Source organism: Yoonia sp., assembly GCF_017854415.1.
In the GTDB taxonomy this organism is placed as follows: Bacteria; Pseudomonadota; Alphaproteobacteria; order Rhodobacterales; family Rhodobacteraceae; genus Yoonia.
This window is the reverse complement of record NZ_JAFMHR010000001.1, coordinates 45,168-64,037: the sequence shown is the minus strand read 5'-3', so window position 1 is coordinate 64,037 and position 18,870 is coordinate 45,168. Positions and strand designations below refer to the sequence as shown.

23 protein-coding genes are annotated in these 18,870 nt (G+C 56.0%); 8 read left to right on the top strand and 15 right to left on the bottom strand.

Going from position 1 to position 18,870, the window contains the following annotated elements; all coding sequences use genetic code 11:
* Nucleotides 1-122: 122 nt before the first annotated feature.
* A complete protein-coding gene (locus QZ197_RS00350; RefSeq protein ID WP_272146076.1) occupies nt 123-746 on the bottom strand; it encodes a TetR/AcrR family transcriptional regulator in 624 nt (207 codons plus the stop codon).
* A gap of 153 nt (nt 747-899) precedes the next feature.
* Between QZ197_RS00350 and mbfA the strand changes: the two genes are divergently transcribed.
* Nucleotides 900-1,877 carry an iron exporter MbfA gene (gene mbfA / locus QZ197_RS00345; protein WP_272146074.1) on the top strand — a complete coding sequence of 326 codons (978 nt, stop codon included), beginning with the start codon at nt 900-902 and terminating at the stop codon, nt 1,875-1,877.
* On the opposite strand, the gene QZ197_RS00340 is transcribed toward mbfA, so the two are convergent.
* From QZ197_RS00340 to QZ197_RS00320, 5 genes are read right to left on the bottom strand one after another with little or no spacing between them, the layout of a single operon-like run.
* Nucleotides 1,817-2,452: a GNAT family N-acetyltransferase gene (locus tag QZ197_RS00340; protein ID WP_296429217.1), complete on the bottom strand. Its 636-nt coding sequence runs from the start codon at nt 2,450-2,452 to the stop codon at nt 1,817-1,819. The two genes, mbfA and QZ197_RS00340, sit on opposite strands and share 61 nt — an antisense overlap.
* Nucleotides 2,449-4,530 (bottom strand): gephyrin-like molybdotransferase Glp, encoded by a 2,082-nt coding sequence (gene glp, locus QZ197_RS00335; RefSeq protein WP_272146140.1) that lies wholly within the window; start codon nt 4,528-4,530, stop codon nt 2,449-2,451. The genes QZ197_RS00340 and glp overlap by 4 nt, the downstream gene beginning before the upstream one ends.
* A 17-nt stretch (nt 4,531-4,547) precedes the next feature.
* Nucleotides 4,548-5,039, bottom strand: coding sequence for a molybdopterin-guanine dinucleotide biosynthesis protein B (gene mobB, locus QZ197_RS00330; RefSeq protein ID WP_272146071.1), 492 nt, complete (start codon nt 5,037-5,039; stop codon nt 4,548-4,550).
* Nucleotides 5,036-5,623, bottom strand: a complete 588-nt coding sequence (gene mobA / locus QZ197_RS00325; RefSeq protein ID WP_272146069.1) for a molybdenum cofactor guanylyltransferase MobA — start codon at nt 5,621-5,623, stop codon at nt 5,036-5,038. Before mobA ends, mobB begins: the two co-directional genes overlap by 4 nt.
* A complete protein-coding gene (locus tag QZ197_RS00320; protein ID WP_272146067.1) occupies nt 5,620-6,504 on the bottom strand; it encodes a formate dehydrogenase accessory sulfurtransferase FdhD in 885 nt (294 codons plus the stop codon). Before QZ197_RS00320 ends, mobA begins: the two co-directional genes overlap by 4 nt.
* A 61-nt stretch (nt 6,505-6,565) precedes the next feature.
* Between QZ197_RS00320 and QZ197_RS00315 the strand changes: the two genes are divergently transcribed.
* A complete protein-coding gene (locus tag QZ197_RS00315) occupies nt 6,566-7,300 on the top strand; it encodes an AzlC family ABC transporter permease (RefSeq protein WP_272146065.1) in 735 nt (244 codons plus the stop codon).
* Nucleotides 7,297-7,632, top strand: a complete 336-nt coding sequence (locus QZ197_RS00310) for an AzlD domain-containing protein (protein WP_296429216.1) — start codon at nt 7,297-7,299, stop codon at nt 7,630-7,632. Before QZ197_RS00315 ends, QZ197_RS00310 begins: the two co-directional genes overlap by 4 nt.
* Here QZ197_RS00310 and QZ197_RS00305 read toward each other — a convergent pair.
* From QZ197_RS00305 to QZ197_RS00290, 4 genes are all read right to left on the bottom strand, one after another.
* A complete protein-coding gene (locus QZ197_RS00305) occupies nt 7,616-8,230 on the bottom strand; it encodes a hypothetical protein (RefSeq protein WP_296429215.1) in 615 nt (204 codons plus the stop codon). The genes QZ197_RS00310 and QZ197_RS00305 overlap by 17 nt on opposite strands.
* A gap of 6 nt (nt 8,231-8,236) precedes the next feature.
* Complete coding sequence (locus QZ197_RS00300) at nt 8,237-8,371, bottom strand: aa3-type cytochrome c oxidase subunit IV (protein WP_272146058.1); 135 nt, start codon at nt 8,369-8,371, stop codon at nt 8,237-8,239.
* A gap of 65 nt (nt 8,372-8,436) precedes the next feature.
* A complete protein-coding gene (locus tag QZ197_RS00295) occupies nt 8,437-8,916 on the bottom strand; it encodes a DUF6173 family protein (protein ID WP_272146056.1) in 480 nt (159 codons plus the stop codon).
* Nucleotides 8,913-9,374, bottom strand: coding sequence for an Lrp/AsnC family transcriptional regulator (locus tag QZ197_RS00290; protein WP_272146054.1), 462 nt, complete (start codon nt 9,372-9,374; stop codon nt 8,913-8,915). Before QZ197_RS00290 ends, QZ197_RS00295 begins: the two co-directional genes overlap by 4 nt.
* A gap of 105 nt (nt 9,375-9,479) precedes the next feature.
* On the opposite strand from QZ197_RS00290, the gene QZ197_RS00285 reads away from it, so the two are divergent.
* Together QZ197_RS00285 and QZ197_RS00280 are read left to right on the top strand one after the other, a co-directional pair.
* Nucleotides 9,480-9,719 (top strand): DUF6356 family protein, encoded by a 240-nt coding sequence (locus QZ197_RS00285; RefSeq protein ID WP_272146052.1) that lies wholly within the window; start codon nt 9,480-9,482, stop codon nt 9,717-9,719.
* A gap of 1 nt (nt 9,720) precedes the next feature.
* Nucleotides 9,721-10,494 (top strand): class II glutamine amidotransferase, encoded by a 774-nt coding sequence (locus QZ197_RS00280; RefSeq protein WP_272146050.1) that lies wholly within the window; start codon nt 9,721-9,723, stop codon nt 10,492-10,494.
* On the opposite strand, the gene QZ197_RS00275 is transcribed toward QZ197_RS00280, so the two are convergent.
* Both QZ197_RS00275 and QZ197_RS00270 read right to left on the bottom strand, forming a co-directional pair.
* Nucleotides 10,491-11,528 carry an MBL fold metallo-hydrolase gene (locus QZ197_RS00275; RefSeq protein ID WP_296429214.1) on the bottom strand — a complete coding sequence of 346 codons (1,038 nt, stop codon included), beginning with the start codon at nt 11,526-11,528 and terminating at the stop codon, nt 10,491-10,493. The genes QZ197_RS00280 and QZ197_RS00275 overlap by 4 nt on opposite strands.
* Nucleotides 11,528-13,231 (bottom strand): acyl-CoA dehydrogenase, encoded by a 1,704-nt coding sequence (locus QZ197_RS00270; protein ID WP_296429213.1) that lies wholly within the window; start codon nt 13,229-13,231, stop codon nt 11,528-11,530. Before QZ197_RS00270 ends, QZ197_RS00275 begins: the two co-directional genes overlap by 1 nt.
* Before the next feature lie 114 nt (nt 13,232-13,345).
* Here QZ197_RS00270 and QZ197_RS00265 point away from each other — a divergent pair, with 114 nt between their 5' ends.
* A complete protein-coding gene (locus QZ197_RS00265) occupies nt 13,346-14,296 on the top strand; it encodes an L-threonylcarbamoyladenylate synthase (RefSeq protein ID WP_296429212.1) in 951 nt (316 codons plus the stop codon).
* 11 nt (nt 14,297-14,307) lie between these two features.
* On the opposite strand, the gene QZ197_RS00260 is transcribed toward QZ197_RS00265, so the two are convergent.
* From QZ197_RS00260 to ubiA, 3 genes are all read right to left on the bottom strand, one after another.
* Entirely contained in the window at nt 14,308-14,634 is a 327-nt protein-coding gene (locus tag QZ197_RS00260) for a hypothetical protein (protein WP_296429211.1), read from the bottom strand.
* 9 nt (nt 14,635-14,643) lie between these two features.
* Nucleotides 14,644-16,545, bottom strand: a complete 1,902-nt coding sequence (locus QZ197_RS00255) for an OmpA family protein (RefSeq protein ID WP_363157871.1) — start codon at nt 16,543-16,545, stop codon at nt 14,644-14,646.
* Nucleotides 16,546-16,612: 67 nt separating this feature from the next.
* Nucleotides 16,613-17,578, bottom strand: coding sequence for a 4-hydroxybenzoate octaprenyltransferase (gene ubiA / locus QZ197_RS00250; protein WP_296429209.1), 966 nt, complete (start codon nt 17,576-17,578; stop codon nt 16,613-16,615).
* Nucleotides 17,579-17,590: 12 nt separating this feature from the next.
* Between ubiA and QZ197_RS00245 the strand changes: the two genes are divergently transcribed.
* Both QZ197_RS00245 and QZ197_RS00240 read left to right on the top strand, forming a co-directional pair.
* Complete coding sequence (locus QZ197_RS00245) at nt 17,591-18,322, top strand: 16S rRNA (uracil(1498)-N(3))-methyltransferase (RefSeq protein ID WP_296429208.1); 732 nt, start codon at nt 17,591-17,593, stop codon at nt 18,320-18,322.
* Nucleotides 18,315-18,833: a hypothetical protein gene (locus tag QZ197_RS00240; protein ID WP_296429207.1), complete on the top strand. Its 519-nt coding sequence runs from the start codon at nt 18,315-18,317 to the stop codon at nt 18,831-18,833. The genes QZ197_RS00245 and QZ197_RS00240 overlap by 8 nt, the downstream gene beginning before the upstream one ends.
* The last annotated feature ends 37 nt before the right edge of the window (nt 18,834-18,870 follow it).

Here is an 18,870-nt window from a genome sequence, read left to right as displayed (position 1 = left end):
TCAATCACGGCTTTGATCTGATGCATGAAGGCAAGTCGATCAGGGCTGTCGTTGAGTTTTAGGATTGGCCTAGAATGAATGAAAAGGTCCGGTCAATGATCGGGCCTTTTGCTTTTCAATGGTCAGGTTTTTACCCCATACCGCGCCATGAACATCTCGACCGCGCCGTTGACGACCCTAAGTTTTTCCGCGGGAGTGAATTCATCGGTCATGTTAAAGACCATACGCGGGAACAGGTCTGCTTTGCATAATTCGTGGAATTGTTCCGCAGCCAGTTCAAAATCAATGATGTCCAACTCGCCATTTTCGGCGGCTTTGTGAAAGAAGTCCACTAGGCGGTTCCGGATCAGCATCGGGCCGCTTTCGTAGAATTCGCGACCTAGTTCAGGAAAGCGGTCGCTTTCGCCTACGCAAATTCGAAAGATGCGCTTGCCGAATTGCGAGGTGATGAAATCGACCATTTCGATCGCGATATCGTGCAAGACCTGACCGACAGGCGCGTCCATATTGATCGTTTCGATTGCATGTTCGGCTTGGCGTGCACATTCGGTTTTCGCCACTTGCATGAACAAGAAACGTTTGTCGGGAAAGTAGCTGTAAAGCGTGGCTTTTGATACGCCAGCCGCTTTTGCGATGTCGTCAACCGATGCGCCTTCAAATCCATCAGACAGAAAGACTTGTCTTGCGCCTTCAAGCACCTGATCGAATTTCCGGCCTTTTTTGGGTTCAATTGTGCCGTCTGGCATCTGTTCCTCCACGAACGAGTTGTTATCATAAACTGAACGGTTCACTTCGGGCAAGGAGAATGCAGAAATGCATCGTTCAACATGATAATTGAGAACTTGATTTGGTGCCAAAGAGGTATAACTTAGAACCATTCTAACAAGAGGGGATTTACAATGCTATCTCAGCTTTCCTACCGCCGCCGCTTTCGTGATTTATCTGAACAGGAAATCCTGGCGCTCGCGATTTCTTCGGAAGAAGACGATGCCCGTATCTACCGTGGTTATGCGGAACACTTGCGCGCAGATTATCCGGCATCTGCCGCTGTTTTCGACGGAATGGCCCAAGAAGAAGACGAACATCGCCGCCGCCTGATTACGCTACATTCTGCCCGTTTTGGCGATGTGATTCCATTGATCCGCCGCGAGCATGTTTCGGGATTTTACGCCCGTCGGCCAGTTTGGCTTGTCGAAAATCTTAGTCTGGAACGAATCCGCGACGAAGCCGCCCAGATGGAACGTGATGCGGAGCGCTTTTACCTGCTGGCTGCCGCAAATACGACGGATGCCGCGTCTCGCAAGCTTCTTGGCGATCTCGCTGCGGCAGAAGCGGCCCACACCAACAAGGCAAACGCGCTGGCTGAAAAGCATCTGGACGGCGACACCAAGTCTGAAGAAGAATCTGCTGCCCATCGTCAATTTATTCTGACATGGGTGCAGCCCGGTCTCGCGGGCTTAATGGACGGGTCTGTTTCGACCCTAGCGCCGATTTTCGCGGTGGCCTTTGCGACCCAAGACACATGGACCACGTTCCTTGTTGGGCTGGCGGCCTCAGTCGGCGCGGGCATTTCGATGGGCTTTACCGAGGCGGCGTCTGATGATGGTCAAATATCGGGGCGAGGGTCGCCTTATAAGCGTGGGCTTGCTGCTGGCGTTATGACGACCATTGGCGGCTTGGGTCACGCGCTGCCCTATCTCATTACCGACTTTTGGACGGCAACAATCATCGCCCTGATCGTGGTTTTCGTAGAGCTGTGGGCGATCGCTTGGATCCAGAACCGCTATATGCAGACGCCGTTCCTTAAGGCGGTGTTTCAAGTCGTCTTGGGCGGTGCGCTGGTGTTTGCGGCGGGTGCACTGATTGGATCGGGTTGAATGTCGCGCACCATCGTTGTTGATGATCTGAAACCAAAAACATATCGCAACGGTCCAATTCCAGTAGTCTTTACCTCTTTGAACCCTTCTTTGAGGTAAAGCGCTCTGGCGCGTGGATTGGTGTCGATCACATCCAATCTGACTTGGGTATACCCACGATGTGCGGCCTCTGCGCAAATGGCACCAAGCAGGGCCGTGCCCACGCCTTGCCCGCGTGCGCGTGGGTCCACGAAAAGACCATCCATCAAGAAACGTTGGTTTTCGGTGTCTCTTTCGAGGGCGGCTAACACGGCGATGCGGACGATTGCCCCCATCGTGCCATAGACCCTGCGTAAGTCTTGATATCCGCCACCCACTAACGCGCCCTTTGCGGTTTTGAACCCCACGACACCCAACAAGTGCCCTGCATCGTCATGTGCGCAAAGCCCATGGTCGGACTGCAGAACCGACCCAATGAACTTAAGCGCGCGGTCTTTGGGCCCCATCACAAACCCTAGTTTTTTGCCGAAGGCTTCCCAATACAGCGCCGCTACCTTATCGATATCAACCGATGGAATACCGACGGTGATTTTCACAAGCCGAAGCTTGCAAACGGGATAAAGCGCACCAGATCGCCTTGGTTGATTGTTTGCGCCGCATCGTCAAGTTCAACCAGTCCGGTGGCCCAGCTTAGGCCAGACACCCGCCCTGACCCTTCGGACGCAAAGGTTTCGACGTGGCCATTCACGTAGCGTGCACGCAGATATTCGCGCCGCCCGTCTTTTTTGGATTTGGCAAAGGCTGCAGGGAGCAAATAGCTTTCGGGCGGTGTCCATGTGCCGCCCGCCATGACCCGCAGAGACGGATGGGCAAAAATAAGTGCGCAAACCATCGCAGCGACCGGATTACCCGGCAGTCCAAAGACAGGGGTATTTTCCCAAAGGCCCAAGGCCAATGGTCTGCCCGGTTTCATTGCGATCCGCCACAAGGCCAGTGATCCAGTCCCCTGGAGCAGCGCTGACATATGATCTTCGTCGCCCGCTGATGCGCCGCCAGACGCGATGATGGCGTCGCAACGGGTGGCCCCATCGTTCAACATGGTTTTCAGTTTGCTTCGGTTGTCAGGCGCGCGGCCAAGGTCGATGACATCATATCCCCAGCGCGCAGCCATCGCGCAGAGCATGGGACGGTTTGCATCATAAATCTGCCCAGAATCCGCTGTTTGATCCGCCTCACAAAGCTCGTCTCCGGTTGACAAAATACCCAGACGTAATCGTTTGAAGGCGACCACCTCTCCTATGCCAGCAGCAGCAAACATGCCAGTATCAGCAGGCGTAACCAATCGCCCTTTTTGCAAGATCGTTTGCCCTTGTTGCATATCCTCGCCCGCGGCGCGCGCGTTCGCACCGCGCTTGAGGGGGCCGTGAAAACTGACCTGCTGTGCATTGGCACTCACGTCTTCTTGCAGCACGACAGTATCGACACCCGTTGGCAGATTTGCGCCAGTTAGAATGCGAATGGCTTGCCCTTGGGAAACTTTGCCGTGAAACGGCGCGCCAGCAGCTGATCGGCCCTCTACCAACGCGAAATGGTTAATACCCGCAGGTGCAGGGCCTGCGAAACCGTATCCGTCGACAGCGGAATTCGGGGCAGGGGGATGCGCCCGCTGGGCCTTTGCGTCGCGCGCTAGAATGCGCCCTGCCGCTTCACCAATCGTGACGGCTTCGTGCCCCACAACGCAACTCAGATGCTGTTGAAGGTGGGCCTGTGCCGCTGCAACGGGTGTCCAGTGCGCGCCTTGCGGCATCGCGAAACAATCGTTCTTGAGCGGCGGTGGGGTTAGTTGCTTGCTGGCAACCTTTGCCAGAAGTGCCGCGTGGCCCAGCCCCAAGATTGATCCCTCCGAAGTGGGTGCAATATTAAGCATTTCGCCTAGCTCATCTGGTGAAAGTGCAGACAGGGTTTGCGCCAACAACAGCACTTGATGCGCGTCTTTGATCCGGCCTGCAGGCTGTGTCGCGCTGACTGCTTTTGAAATCAGAGACGGCCAGATTTCGACAATGGCGATAGGTTTGTCCAATGGCTCGAATGGCCAAACGGCTATGTCTGGCAGGAACGCATCGCGCAGGCGGGTGAGCGTGGGAAGACCCATCAGAACTTGGCTGCCAACAGCACCAGCGCCAGACAATTGCCACACGGGAAACGCGCCTTTGGCATCGTCTTCGGCACGACGTTTTTCCGGCATGCCATGCGCGCGGCGGGCCAACCCTTTGCGCGGCAAGTGCGCAATATCACGCTTGAGGCCGTTGCCCCAAAACGGCCCGATACCGTCAAACTGCGCGTTTATCTGACCCGCTACATCAAATCGGTTATTTGCGTTCGGGCTGTCCTCAATCCGGTCAGTGATCCACTGCCAAATGGCGAAGGGATCATCGCTTCTTGTGAGGGCGCGGCCAAATCCGGCGGGGTATCCAAAGGCAAAATCAAAGCCTGCAAGAACGCGCCGACCTGCAGAATGTTCGAATCTGAGGAAGGCCGAAATCCAATCTTCGGCCACCTGCCTATTGCGCATGTAGATCGGTTCATCTGCAACGCCGCCCCGTGCGGCACAAACCCATATCGCGTCTTTCTTGGGCGAGGGGCCCCGGTCATTTCCGCCCGACCAATCGACCATCAAGAAGGTGTCGAACGTCAAAGTTCGACCTCTTTGAGGATGAAATCCGCAATGGTTTTCGTGTCGTTCAAATCGAAGACAGGTTGGGTCACGTCCAAAGCTGTATCGCTGGCGACCGCGCGTATTGTCGTATCATCGCGTGCGATCAGCGGGTTTCCTGTCACGCTGCGGTAGGCTTCGATCTTGGCATGGGTGTCGCGCTTGTAGCCTTCGACCAAGACTAGGTCGACGGGGTTCAGGCGGGTCAGTAGATCGGCTAGTGGCGCTTCTTCCTGGTTGCGCAATTCGGTCATCAAAGCCCAGCGCGCGCGTGAGGAAAGCAACACTTGGTGCGCGCCCGCTTGGCGGTGCCGGTAGCTATCTTTTCCGGGATGATCGACGTCAAAGCTATGGTGGGCGTGTTTGACGGTCGAGACACTGAAGCCGCGTCCTGCGATTTCTGTGACAAGCCGTTCCATCAGCCCTGTTTTCCCTGCGTTTTTATACCCGACGACGCCGAAAATCCTCATAGCATGTCCTGTGCTGTCGCCAGATCATTGGGCGTGTTTACGTTGAAAAAGGCCGCATCATCCGGGAAATGCGCGGTTGCGGCACTGTGCTGATCGGTCCACAGGACGACTTTGCGTAATCCACCCGCCAAAGCGCTGCGTAGATCATCGCGCAATACGGTTGGCCAAAGCCCGAACGTCGGGTGCCGCCCCCCCGTCGTGCGCGCCAATGCGATGTTTGTCCCTGCGGTTTGAGCAGCGAGCAGAAGTTGCGCAACCAGATCACATGGGAAAAACGGAGTGTCTGCGGCAGCAGTGACAATATGGTCAACACCCTGTTCAGCCGCCCAATCAAGACCAGCCAGCACGCCCGAAAGTGGCCCTGCAAATCCTGAAATACTATCGCTGATCACAGGCAAACCAAGGTCTGCAAAACGCGTAACATTGCCATTCGCATTTAGCGCCAGATCAGCGACCTGTGGTTCCAGCCGGTCAATCACATGGCTCAGGATCGTGCCACCACCAAGCGTCAACAGTCCCTTGTCGCCGCCACCCATGCGCGTCGCTTGGCCGCCAGCGAGGATCACCCCTAATGGTTGTTTCATCCACTTGCACCTTTGCGGCCTGTTTTGCGCGGCTCGTCCGCAATACTGGTTGGATCAGCGTCACGGATCAGCCGGTCCTCGCCTGCCAGACACACAAAACGTTGCCCTTTCATGCGCCCGATCAGCGTCAGACCGATTTGCTGCGCAATCTCGACCCCCCAAGCCGTAAAGCCGGAGCGTGAGGCAAGCACGGGTATCCCCATCATCGCGGTTTTAATCACCATTTCCGACGTAAGGCGTCCTGTCGTATAAAGTGTTTTATCAGCGGCACCCACACCTTCGGACAGCATCCAGCCTGCGATCTTATCGACAGCGTTGTGGCGGCCAACGTCCTCCATATAGACTAGCGGGCGGTTGCCTTGGCACAGGACCGTGCCGTGGATCGCGCCTGCCTCAAGATACAGTGAGGGGGTGCGGTTGATCGTTGCCGCCAATGCATAAAGATCAGAGGTTCGAACGCGCAGATCTGGCAAGGTGACGCCCTCTAACCCCTCCATCATATCGCCAAAAACAGTCCCGACCGCGCAACCGCTGGTGCGGGTTTTTTTCTTGAGCTTGTCCTCATACGTGGTCTGGCTTTTCGTGCGCACAACGACGGTCTCAAGCTCTTCGTCGTAATCCACGCCGAGCAAGACATCATCATCCTTGAGCATGCCCTGATTTCGCAAAAACCCAAGAGCGAGGTATTCAGGATAGTCACCAATCGTCATCGCGGTGACGATTTCCTGCGCATTGAGAAAGATCGTCAGGGGGCGTTCTTCGACCACATTAAGATCAATAACATGCCCATTCTGGTCGGTGCCTTGCACAGCCCGTGTCAGACGTGCTCGCGCGGGGTCTGGCGCAATCAGATAGTCGGATGTGTCGTCAATACGCGCCAATTGTAATTCCCTGTCTGCATGGGTAAAGCCTTTTGCATCACGTTTAAGCTAGGGCAAAGCCATGACGACTTCCACCGCGAAAACGCGCGTGAAAACACCCGCAAAATCGGCCTATTGGGCCGGAGTACGTGACGGTGCGCCGTTCATTTTGATGGCGATTCCATTCGCCACATTGTTTGGTGTTATCGCAACGGATGCAGGGCTGACATTGGCGCAAGCGATGGGCTTTACGGTTCTCGTGATCGCGGGAGCTGCGCAGTTCGCCGCGCTGCAACTGATGGTCGAGAACGCCAGCATCGCCTTTGTGCTACTGGCCGCACTGGCCGTCAACTTGCGTATGGCGATGTATTCGGCGTCATTGGTGCCGTATCTCGGTGCCGCACCCTTATGGCAACGCGCTTGCATTGCGTATTTGAATTTCGATCAGACCTACATCACCTCTATTGCCCGCTACGAGGCCCGCCCAGAGATGACCGTTTCGGATCGCGTCGCGTATTTTCTGGGTGTTGCCACGCCGATTACGCCGTTCTGGTTTGGTATGACTCTGGTTGGCGTCGTCGCTGGCCAAGCAATCCCTGACGCTTGGGCGTTGGATTTCATCATGCCGATTATGTTCCTGGCGATGGTTGCCCCGATGGTAAAGTCGCTGGCCCATGTCGCGGCGGCGGCCATGTCCGTGAGTGTCGCACTGGCTTTGGTAAATATGCCTGCCGGCACAGGCCTATTGATTGCCGCCGGTGCGGCAATGCTGACAGGGGCGTTGGTTGAAATGTGGATGGAAAGGCGTGCGCAATGACATATTCTGCGGCTGAAATCTGGCTGATCATTGCGATTATGGGGATCGGGACATTCCTGATCCGCTTTTCGTTTCTTGGGCTGATCGGTGATCGCGCGATGCCTGCGTTTGTTTTGCGTTTGCTGCGCTATACTCCCGTCGCAGTTTTGCCCGGTATGGTGGCACCGTTAGTCTTGTGGCCCGCCGCGACGGACGGAGTATTCGATCCAGTGCGTATGGCTGCTGCGGTTGCGACTGTGCTGATCGGGATTTGGACGCGCAATGTCCTTTGGGCAATTTTGGGCGGTGCTGCAACGCTCTATGCTTTGATGGGTCTTAGCGCTCTGCTGTAAGGGCAGCCTTGATTTGGGCGGCGGCAATCGATTTATCGTCGGCATCGTTTTCACGGTATTCACGGGTTTGCACACCCGGCAATCTGGCGAAATCATCCGCGATGCTGTTCGGAAACCACGTTGATCCTATGCTTTCAAAACCCGGTAATTCACGCAAAATGCGCGAGGTCACGCGTGCGCAGTTGGATTGGAAAACTGGCCCCGCTTTGAGCGCTGAATTGAATGCTTGTTCCGCGACTTCTGGGGTTACCTCGACCTTTTGACCGATGACATAGAACGTAACACGGGCATGAAAGCTGACGTAATAATCCTCTAGCCGCGGCGACACCCCAAATAGCACGTCGTTGCGTTCGGGCATGACGTCTTGTGACCATGTTCCGGCAGGATCGAATAGAACCCGCTGGCTCGCGTTAATCAGCAAGGCAGAATGCGCACCCGCATCGTCGCGGATGTTCTTCATAGTGTAGAGGGTCAGATAGTTTTGACCGGGTGCGCGGTAAGCTGACCGCGCGACCAGATCATCAGGTGCCCATACTTTTTGACCCGTACACGCAGAAAGAGCGAGGGGCAGGCCAATTAGAAAACGCCGGCGATCCACGGTTTCTTAGATGGCGACAAAGGCAAGAAAGATCAAAAGCACGATAATGCCGATCGAAGCTTTGGTGGTCATGCTCATGAAACCGTCAAAGGTTTTTTCCTGAACTGAAATGTCCATCTCGCCGTTTTTATGTTCAGCCATTATAAGGCTCCTTGTTTGTCTGATTTGTCACCCGCATAGCCGATTCATTTACCCATGTCACGCGGTCAGGTCGTCACATCTTCGGCGCGGTCAAGCGCTGTGGCAAGCCGGAAACCGATCCGGTTGGGTTCGGGTTGGTCAATGTGTTTGGCGCTGGCCACCAGCGTCACATTCAACTGGCTTACATGCTGGATCAGTTGCGTCTTGGCCCCTGCTTCGTTTACGCCGTAGTAGGTGACGATGTCGGGATCGTAATAGCCCAACCCTTCGATGCGAATAACGCCGGTGTTCCCGCCGGCAAGCCCCAAGCCGACCTCGTGATCGTTATCCAGCTGCTTTTCAAAGTTCTGGATGTACATGATGATCCGCTCGTAGGCCCATTGCGCAGGGCTTTTCTTTTTGACGGATTCCCCAAGTGCCTTTGGCAAGATACCATCCGATACACACGGTACATTGGGATCGGTGTGGATTTCACTGCTTTTGGGCAGAATGTCATTTTCCATCAACTCGGCGGATGTATCGATTTGCATCGTGGTCTGGGTCATAGGGGCACCGCTGTTGTTTCCTTGATCTCTTCCATAACGAAACTTGCTGAAATGTCCGAGACAGAAATCCGTGATGTCAGCTTTTTGTAGAATGCATCATAGGCAGGCACGTCCGCCACCCGAACCCGCAACACGTAGTCCAGATCGCCTGTCATCCGGTACGCACCGACGATTTCGGGTAAGCTGTGCAGGGTCGCTTGGAACTGTTTCATCCATGCGGCGTCATGTGCGTTGGTGCGGATCAAGACCATGGCAGAAAGCGGAACGCCGACACTTGCCGGATCAACCAAGGCAACGCGACCTTTGATCACGCCTGCCTGCTCTAACGCTTTGATCCGCCGCCAGCAGGCGTTGCGGGACAGATTGACCGCCTCGCTGACGTCATCGACCGACATTGTGGCGTCAGTTTGTAGGTTCTTGAGGATTGCGCGGTCTATTATATCTAATGAATGGGCCATGCTTGGGATAATATCCTGCATATATGGATAAATGCAATTATATTTGGGACCACATGTGATCTGTTGATGTGTAGATTTACCAAAAGCACCCTAAGGAGACTGCATATGTCCGACGCCTCACACACACCAATTCGCAAAAACCCGATTGCTGCGTTGTTTTTGGATCATCCCGCAACAGTGGACGAAACCTATCTTCAGCATATGCGGTTTGCTTTCGGGTTCGCATTCTGGCTGGGTGCTGCGGCAATGGCCGCATTGTTCCACGCTTTCATCCCGGCGATGTGTGAGACAACGGCCAGCCGTATCCTCAAGCGTTTGCATGCCCGCATCGAGGCCCGTCACTAGCATGTGTCGGATCGCTGCTTATGCCGGCCCGCCCATTCCACTGGAAAACATCGTTGTACGACCGGTGCATTCGCTGCTGGCGCAAAGTCAGCATGCCACCGAGGCAAAGTTGGCGGTGAACGGTGACGGGTTCGGCGTCAGTTGGTATGGGTCTGAGGGCGATCTTGGCCTTTACCGCGATGTTCTGCCAGCGTGGGCCGACGACAACCTGACCAATCTTTGCCGGATGGTGCGGTCGCATCATTTTATCGCACATATCCGCGCTTCGACAGTGGGCGAGACAAGCCGCGTGAACTGCCATCCCTTTACACATGATGGATGGTCATTCTGTCATAACGGCCAAATTCCGCATTTTGCCGACATTCGTCGCCGGATGCTTGCTGCTTTGCCGGACGATCTGTTCAACGCCATGCGGGGCACGACAGACAGCGAAATGATTTTTCTGACGTTGCTGGCGAACGGTCTGCGGAATGATCCGCAGCATGCGATCAAGGCAACTTTGGACCAGATTGGTTGTGCACCTGCGCATGCCCCGATCAAGCTGTCTTGTGTTTTTTCAGACGGACATACGCTTTACGCTTTCCGGCATTCTTCGGTGGGACATGCGCCCACTTTGTATGTTTCTGGTGTGCTCGATAATGGTGGTCGGTCCGTCGCATCAGAACCGCTTTGCGGTGTCGCAAAGCGCTGGACGGAACTCCCTCAAGACAGCCTTTGCCGCGTGACTGCGGAAGGGTTCACCTTTGAGGGATTTAGCGGCGTAATCGCGGCCTAAGTTGTCTGAAAACCCCATGCGCCGTCGGGACGCAGAACGCGTGTCGCTAGGCCCGCTTGGTGCAGATGGTTCAGGTGGGCGACTGCCTCGACCAAGGCCAACCCATATTCGCCGCCTTTGATCTGGCGTTTGAACAGCGGCATGAAACATTCGCCAGCACTGCGCGGTTCTGTAAGATGCGCACGCAGCCTGTCCAATGCGCCATGGTGGTTGTCGATCAATTGGCGCAAGCGCAACGGCAGGCCCGTGAAGGGCAATTTGTGCCCCCCCAATACCAATTGATCGGTTTTCGCAAAGGCCAGAAATGCCTCACAGGATTGCAGCCAGTCGGTCACTGGATCGGCGTCAGGTTCGGTTGGATAGACGCCAAGGTTGGGGCTGATCGAAGGCAGCAGTTGATCGCCACCAATCACCAGATTGTCGTCGCGGCTCCAGAATGTGGCATGTTCTGGGGCGTGACCGCCACCCATGCGAATGTCCCAAGTCCGTCCGCCAATCGTGATTGTGTTCGCGTCAATCAAACGCGTGTAGCCAAGTGGCAAAGGCGTGACGCAATCGGCGAAATTAAATGGCCGCTCTGTGCGGCGGCCGTCAAGCACATCGGGGTCCATCCCCGCACGTTTATAGAAGGCCAAGCTTTCGGCATTGGGAACATCTTGCACGTCCAGCGTCAGCATCCGCGCCATCAGCCATCCGGTGCGTGGCATGCAAAGCGTTGCGCCATTTTGGATGAACCAGCCCGCAAGCCCGACATGATCGGGGTGGTGATGCGTGACAATAACGCGGGTAACGGGCCGCCCTTGCAATGGTCCGGCAAGCAACTTTTCCCAAATCGCACGGCTGCGTTTGGATGCAAAACCTGTGTCGATGATCGTCCATCCAGCGCCGTCATCCAGTGCGTAGACGTTCACATGGTCCAGCGCCATCGGCAGCGGCAATCGCATCCACAACACACCAAGGGCCACGGTCACAGCTTCGCCCTCGGCAGGCGGGGTCGGGAATGGGTAACGGATACCGGTTTTGAGGTCAGTCATCAGGCAGCAAGATCATCGGCAGAGATAGCCATCAGATCGGCAGCCCCTTCACGGACATGAGCCAGTAATCCAGTATGTTCCGGCAACATCCGTTTGATGTAGAATGTCGCCAACCGCGCACGGCGCGCATCGCCAGCCACAGCGCTTGCCAGATGGATGTGCCCACCCAAAACGCGCGCAAATGCACGCAAGTAGGGCACCGCACCTGCGAAGCGGTCGTTGACGTCTTTTTGCGAGACGAGCCATTCCGTTGTTTCGCGCAGAGTTTCGGCGGACTGCCAAACGGCTTCGGCCAAATCAGGGTGGGAGAGTTTAGCAACCTCTGCACCTGTCTCGATTTCTTCAAGCAGGCGGAAGGCCGCATCGCCCCCGTCCATCAACTTGCGGGCCACAAGGTCCATGGCTTGGATGCCGTTGGTGCCTTCGTAGATCGTTGTTACGCGCACATCGCGGGCATATTGGGCCGCACCTGTTTCTTCGATAAAGCCCATGCCGCCGTGCACCTGGATACCCATCGCGGATACTTCGCAGCCTACATCGGACCCGAATGCTTTGCCAATTGGCGTCAAGAACGCAGCACGCGCCTGCCACGCCGGATCATCGGTGGCGGCGGCCATGTCGATTGCCACGGCATTCATCATTGAAATGCCGCGCGCAACAAAGGTGTCAGCCTTCATCGTGGTCAGCATGCGCCGCACATCAGCGTGTTCGATGATCGCGCCTGTGCCGTCGGCTTTGCCTTGTTTGCGGTCTTGGGCATAGGCAAGTGCATGCTGTAACGCGGCTTCGGCCACGCCGACGCCTTGGGTGCCAACACCCAGACGGGCGTTGTTCATCATCGTAAACATCGCAGCCATTCCGGCGTGTGCTTCACCAACAAGCCAACCTGTTGCACCTGAATATTCCATCACTGCAGTTGGCGAGCCATGAAGGCCCATCTTATGCTCTAGGCTAACAACACGCAGATCGTTTTGCGAACCCGGTATGCCGTCTGCGTCGGGGATCAGTTTGGGGACCATAAACAGGCTGATGCCTTTGGTTCCTGCCACGCCGTCCGGCAAACGGGCAAGCACAAGGTGGCAAACATTTGCAGTGAAGTCATTGTCGGCCCAGCTGATGTAAATCTTTTGGCCAGTGATCGCATATGTGCCGTCGCCGTTGGGTTCGGCCTTGGTGCGCAACGCCCCCACGTCTGACCCAGCTTGCGGTTCTGTCAGGTTCATCGTGCCGTTCCATTCGCCTGATATCAGCTTTGGAATATAGAGCTTTTTGAGTTCATCGGACGCGTGATGCTCTAGTGCTTCTATCTGACCTTGGGTCATCAGCGGGCTAAGCTGGAGCGACAGGCACGCACTGGCTATCATTTCATTGACCGCATTCGTCAAAGTCATGGGTAATCCCAAACCTCCGACATCGGGCGATGCAGACATGCCAATCCAGCCGCCTTCGGCAATAGCGTTATAGCCGTCGTCAAATCCGGGTGACGTGCGCACAATGCCATTCTCCAACCGCGCTGGATGCGTGTCGCCAGTACGATTAAGCGGTGCCAATACTTCTTCGCTCATTTTCGCCGCTTCGGTCAGAATTGCTTGTGTCATATCTGGCGTTGCATCCGCAAAACGCTCTGTCGCGGTCACTTGGCTGAACGCTACGATGTGGTCCAATAGGAAGCGGAAATCGCTGACTGGCGCGCGATAAGGCATTGTTATGTATCTCCGAGTTGCCCGATGCTTGGCAAAAGCAGGGGGGCGGGGTAGGTTCTTAAATGAGGGCGAGAGTATCGTAGCTGGCCCCCCCATCAACCAGAACGCCACGTCATGTCAGAAGAACAAATGTTAAGGCTTAAGCCGGATGCCGATGGAATCGCGGCTGCTGCTGCAATTTTACATGCTGGCGGTTTGGTATCTTTCCCGACCGAGACTGTTTATGGGCTGGGCGCAGATGCGCGGAGCGATACCGCAGTGGCGGGGATTTATGCCGCCAAAGGTCGCCCAAGTTTCAACCCGCTCATCGTGCATGTTGCCTCACTTGAAGCGGCAGAAGATTACTGTGAATTTGGCTTGGTCGCTCGCAAGTTAGCACACGCCTTCTGGCCCGGTGCATTGACCTTGGTTCTGCCTTTGAAGGCCAAGAGTGGGGTGTCAAAACTTGTGACAGCCGGTCTTGAGACAGTCGCGGTCCGCGTGCCTGATCATCCGCTCGCGCGCGACCTGTTGGCCGCGTTTGGCGGGCCAGTAGCGGCCCCTTCTGCCAATCCGTCAGGACGGATCAGTCCGACCACTGCGGCGCATGTGATTGCTGGTCTTGAAGGCGTGATTGATGCGGTCGTTGATGGTGGAAGCTGCAAGGTTGGCGTGGAATCGACGATCGTGAGTTGCGTTGGCGCTCCAGCCTTGTTGCGGGAAGGCGGTATTCCCGCCGAGGCGTTAGAGGCATGTTTAGGCCACCCCCTTTTGCGAGGTGCCGATCCAGAATTACCCACAGCCCCGGGTCAATTGGCATCTCATTACGCGCCGCAAGGGAAGGTGCGTTTGAACGCACCTTGCGCTAATCCGGGCGAAATTTTGCTTGGGTTTGGTCCCGTGGATGCATCTCTGAACCTGTCATCTTCGGGTGACCTGACCGAAGCCGCGGCGAACCTGTTCGCATGCTTGCACCAGCTTGATGCAATGGGCGCGAACGCTATCGCTGTGTCACCCGTCCCTGATCATGGAATGGGCCGCGCGATTAATGATCGCTTGCGCCGTGCTGCGGCACCACGCGGATAAAGGACGGCTTTCTAGTCAGCGTTTTGCTTTTCGATATAGCCACGCAGTTCTTCGGCTTCGCGGCGCGCTTCGCGCAATCCGTCCATGGCAGCACGCAATTCCGCCTCTGTTTGGCTTAATTGATTGGTGATTTCCGCCTCGCGCTGTTGCAGATAGGTGATCGCCTGATCGCGCGTTTCTTCGGCTTCGTGCAGTGATTGGGCCATTTTGTCCAATTCACCGATTTCGGCCTTGGTCACGCGGGTAAAGCGGTTCACCAACCAGCTTGCAAACCACCCCAAAGAAAAGGCGACGAACAAGATTACAGCCGTGGCGATGATGAATTCGGTTCTGTTCATGGGCCTAGCCTATTCGCTTTCTGCTGGGGGCGCATCGTCTGTGCCTGCATCTGTTGGTTCTGAAGGCGCCGGTTCCGCGATTTCGTCAAGGGTCGAGGTCTCTTCGATAACCGGTTCAGGCAAAATTAGACTAAACTCGATCCGGCGGTTTGCCTCGCGCCCGTCTTCGGTCGCGTTGTCAGCGATCGGGGTTTCTTCACCAAACCCGATTGATTGGAAGGTCGAGACAGGAACGCGGCGCGCCCCGAGCGCTGACAGAACTGCATCAGCACGCTCTTGAGAGAGTTGTTGGTTCATGACTTCGCGGCCTTGGCTGTCGGTAAATCCGGACACGCGGATCGGTAGATCGCCGCATATTTTCAAAATCTCGGCGATATCATCAAGGACAGGTTGGGTTGCTGCGGTCAAATCAGCCGACCCAGGGTCAAACGTGATCTTGCGCCCTTCGGTCGCGGCGATGATCTGTGCAATACATTCTAGTGGTGTCGGAATGCCCGCGATCGGGTCCAATGCTTCAACGTAGGTGACATCAATTTCAAAATCGGCAGCTTGCCCAAGCTTGTCGATCAACAGGCGTGCGATAGCCGCACTCGCATCCAGATTGCCTGTGTTCCCCCTCACCAAAAGCGTATTGGGTTCCACATTCACGGCACCATTCGACAGCTCTGACAAGGCCTCTAGGCCTGCAAGCACGCGAACAGACCAGCCGTTCGGGAGGCCATCTGCCACGCGCGTACCCATTGTGACATTGCGTTGGCCGAACTTGGCATTGGCAAAGTTCTCGACGACGGAGTTGGTGATTTGGTCCGGAACGCGACCGCGCAACTGGACTTGGCCTTCGGGGCTGCGCGTTGCGGTGAACTGCGGCAGCGCCAGCGTCGTCTCATCTGGTAGTGTCGGCAACTCGGCCGAGATCGCAAATGCATCGGGCAGTGTGTTTTCCAAGCGCCCCACGATGTCATCAAAGCGCGACTGCGAGGTGCCAATAGGGGCGATCAGCGTCACATCAGTATCCGAAATGGTGACGGTGCCGCCTTCGAGGTCACCCACAGCAGTAATCGCGAGCGCAACAGCTTCGCCCCAAGTTTGTGATGGCGCACCCAACGCCAAAACGCATGTGGCACGTTCCTGAAACCCTGCCTTCGACGCTGCGACCAGGATTTGGGTTAGCGCTGCGTCGGTGTCGGCGGTGCAGGCGACAAAGCGCGGCCCTTCCTCGTCCAGAATGAAACGTGTTGTAAAGGGCGAGATGACGGGTCGTGGCGCGCTGATGTCTACCGCCAAACGCACCCCGTTCGGGGTATTGCGCGCCAGTTCGATTTCCAACTGGCGCTTTTCTTCGGGGCTGTCGCTGATAGCGTTCACGATGACCCGGTCCGCGTTTACCGAGATTTTGGATTTGTTCAGCAATCCCAAGGCTCGCAATGAATAATTGACCGCCGCACGCCAATTTTCAGGTTCCGGATAATCGCCTGATTCCAACAGGTCCGTAACCGGCAAGCCGTCTGCGATGTTTTGAATGCGGTTTGTGAGGACTTCACGATCAGTTGATGCAGGGATCAAACCGATCAGTGACACGCCTGCATTGTTGCGCAAGATTTCTATCGCAAATTCAGGCGCTACGATCTTCGCCGAATCGCGCACTGACAGGTTATCAATCACGCGGCTTGCATCGACCTGTCCGCCCGCCGCAGAGATCGCGCGGAACCGCACCGCTTCGGTCGGGGCTTCGCCTTCGAGGATCACTTGTAACCCGTCGCCAAGCACTGATGCCCATTCATGCCCTTGATCTAAAAGCGTTTCTTGCACTGCAAGCACCGAGCGTTGTTCGACCTGTGATACGGTCGCCTGTGCTGCGACCAAGGCCACTGCCGCCGCAGCGGCAAAGACGACTAAACGCGTGAATATCATGGAGAGGCGCATAACGGTCCGGTACTTGTTTCGCCCACTGCATAGGGCCATGGGCGGGTGTGTTCAATCACACCAAAAGGGCTAAGGCGAAAAATGGCAGAGGAATAAGGCCTGCATCACGGTTTGATCGGAACAGGCGTAGCAATCCTTGGGGATCATCCGGGTTAAACCGACCGATTTGCCACGTTAAATGCCAGCCTAGCGCCCAAGGCCCGCCGATCGCGATCACAAGCGACAATATCGAGCGATCATGCGCTGCCAGAACCACAGCGAGGCCAAATAGAATAATCGTGATCGTCAAAAACAGCCGCAGCCACATACGGGTTTGATCCCCGAACAGGCGTGCTGTAGATTTGACACCGATTAGTGCGTCATCTTCGGCGTCTTGATGGGCATATATCGTGTCATAGAACAACGTCCACGCGATGCCCGCCATATACAGGACAATAGGCACAGGCCCGATGCTGTTGGTGTGCGCAGCCCACGCCAGCAAAGCGCCCCAGTTGAACGCGAGCCCCAAGAAAGCTTGCGGCCACCATGTGAAACGTTTCGCAAAAGGATAGATCGCAACGGGCAGTAAGGCGATGATGCCCAGCACAATTGCGGTTGGGTAGAAGCTGATCAGGATAAAAAAGGCCAGAAGTGCCTGAACAATCATCCACAGTGCTGCCCCTTTGACGGTCACTTGCCCTGATGGAATAGGCCGAGAGCGGGTTCGCGCGACCGATCCATCAATATCGCGGTCGCTGATGTCATTCCATGTGCACCCTGCGCCACGCATCAAGAATGCACCGATCGCGCAGCCTGCAATCGTCCAAAGGTCATGTTGGCTGTAGCTATCGGTCGCAAGTATCGCCAGTGACAGCCCCCAAAGGCAGGGCAAGTACAGCAACCATGTCCCGATCGGCCGATCAGCGCGGCTAAGTCGCAGATAGGGTCGCGTGACCGCAGGCGCAAAGCGGTCGACCCAATTGTCTTTCACAGCATCGGCAACGGTCCCGTTCGGCTCTGGCATCTGGACGTTCTGGGTCATATAATCCGGTCTATGGCTTCCAAGGTTCGACTTTATGTAGATCACCCCCTAGGGCAAGGGCAATCGGTTCCGCTGTCGCGCGAACAGGCGCATTATCTATTTGGGGTGATGCGTATGGATGAAGGCGTGGTCTTATCGCTGATCAATGGCGTCGATGGCGAATGGGATGCGACGGTTGAAAAGGCCGGCAAGAAGGGTGGGATTTTGCTGTGTCAGTCGCAGACGCGGCCCTTGCAAACACCCCCTGATTTATGGCTGCTGTTCGCCCCGATCCGCAAAGAACGCACGGCCTTTATTGTTGAAAAGGCTGTTGAAATGGGTGCTGCGCGTATCTGCCCGGTACAGACAGACTATACCCAAAGTGCGAACCGTATTCGCCAAGACAAGCTGCAAGCGCATGCGGTCGAAGCCGCCGAGCAATGCGGCGGGACGTTTGTGCCGCCAGTGGATGAATTGAAGAAGCTCGACAGATTGCTGGCGGATTGGCCTGCGGATCGCCAACTGATGTTTTGTGACGAAGTTTTGATCGGCGTTCCTGTTGGGTTGCCCGATATCAGTGGCCCTTGGGCAATTTTGATCGGACCCGAAGGCGGATTTTCCCCGACCGAACGTGACCGACTACATGCCTTACCTTTTGCACATGCAGTCAGTCTTGGGCCGCGTATACTGCGCGCTGACACGGCGGCGGTTGCGGCCTTGACTGTCTGGCAGCAGGCTTTGGGTGATTGGACAACAGATGACTGATTTTTTCCGCCCCGAAGTACGTGCTTTTTTCTGGCGCTGGCGCGAGGTGCTTTTGGCCGGTGTCGTCTTTGCGATGGGCCTATGGTGGGCACTTACAGGTGTCGGCATCAACGAATGGCTGGGTTATATTTTCTGCCTAATCGGCATTGGTTGGGGGATCGCTGGCGTGCAGCGTGCGCGCTTTGCTCAAGACGGGGGTGGCCCCGGAGTGGTCCAGATCCGCGAACGTCGCTTGGCATATTTCGGCCCGCTTGATGGCGGTGTGATTGATGTGGTGGACCTTGCCAAGCTTGAGATTGATCCCAGCAGTCATCCTGCGCCTAGCTGGCTTTTGACAGGTATCGACGGCCAACGCCTGTCTATTCCAATCAATGCTAAGGGGGCCGAAGACCTTTTTGACGTGTTTGCGTCGCTTCCTGATATCAAAACAAACACCGTGCTGGATGTGCTTTCGCGCACACCCGATGCGCGGGTGACCGTATGGAGCCGGGTTAAGCCGCTCTTGCATTGACAGCAGTGGTCGGGCAATGCACCGATAACAACTGACC

Bases quoted from the DNA above. Each gene is read 5' to 3' on its own strand.
- QZ197_RS00350 (WP_272146076.1), bottom strand. From the start codon at position 746: ATGCCAGACGGCACAATTGAACCCAAAAAAGGCCGGAAATTCGATCAG.
- mbfA (WP_272146074.1), top strand. From the start codon at position 900: ATGCTATCTCAGCTTTCCTACCGCCGCCGCTTTCGTGATTTATCTGAA.
- glp (WP_272146140.1), bottom strand. From the start codon at position 4,530: ATGGTCGATTGGTCGGGCGGAAATGACCGGGGCCCCTCGCCCAAGAAA.
- mobB (WP_272146071.1), bottom strand. From the start codon at position 5,039: ATGAGGATTTTCGGCGTCGTCGGGTATAAAAACGCAGGGAAAACAGGG.
- mobA (WP_272146069.1), bottom strand. From the start codon at position 5,623: ATGAAACAACCATTAGGGGTGATCCTCGCTGGCGGCCAAGCGACGCGC.
- QZ197_RS00315 (WP_272146065.1), top strand. From the start codon at position 6,566: ATGACGACTTCCACCGCGAAAACGCGCGTGAAAACACCCGCAAAATCG.
- QZ197_RS00310 (WP_296429216.1), top strand. From the start codon at position 7,297: ATGACATATTCTGCGGCTGAAATCTGGCTGATCATTGCGATTATGGGG.
- QZ197_RS00300 (WP_272146058.1), bottom strand. From the start codon at position 8,371: ATGGCTGAACATAAAAACGGCGAGATGGACATTTCAGTTCAGGAAAAA.
- QZ197_RS00295 (WP_272146056.1), bottom strand. From the start codon at position 8,916: ATGACCCAGACCACGATGCAAATCGATACATCCGCCGAGTTGATGGAA.
- QZ197_RS00290 (WP_272146054.1), bottom strand. From the start codon at position 9,374: ATGGCCCATTCATTAGATATAATAGACCGCGCAATCCTCAAGAACCTA.
- QZ197_RS00285 (WP_272146052.1), top strand. From the start codon at position 9,480: ATGTCCGACGCCTCACACACACCAATTCGCAAAAACCCGATTGCTGCG.
- QZ197_RS00280 (WP_272146050.1), top strand. From the start codon at position 9,721: ATGTGTCGGATCGCTGCTTATGCCGGCCCGCCCATTCCACTGGAAAAC.
- QZ197_RS00275 (WP_296429214.1), bottom strand. From the start codon at position 11,528: ATGACTGACCTCAAAACCGGTATCCGTTACCCATTCCCGACCCCGCCT.
- QZ197_RS00270 (WP_296429213.1), bottom strand. From the start codon at position 13,231: ATGCCTTATCGCGCGCCAGTCAGCGATTTCCGCTTCCTATTGGACCAC.
- QZ197_RS00265 (WP_296429212.1), top strand. From the start codon at position 13,346: ATGTCAGAAGAACAAATGTTAAGGCTTAAGCCGGATGCCGATGGAATC.
- QZ197_RS00260 (WP_296429211.1), bottom strand. From the start codon at position 14,634: ATGAACAGAACCGAATTCATCATCGCCACGGCTGTAATCTTGTTCGTC.
- QZ197_RS00255 (WP_363157871.1), bottom strand. From the start codon at position 16,545: ATGATATTCACGCGTTTAGTCGTCTTTGCCGCTGCGGCGGCAGTGGCC.
- ubiA (WP_296429209.1), bottom strand. From the start codon at position 17,578: ATGACCCAGAACGTCCAGATGCCAGAGCCGAACGGGACCGTTGCCGAT.
- QZ197_RS00245 (WP_296429208.1), top strand. From the start codon at position 17,591: ATGGCTTCCAAGGTTCGACTTTATGTAGATCACCCCCTAGGGCAAGGG.
- QZ197_RS00240 (WP_296429207.1), top strand. From the start codon at position 18,315: ATGACTGATTTTTTCCGCCCCGAAGTACGTGCTTTTTTCTGGCGCTGG.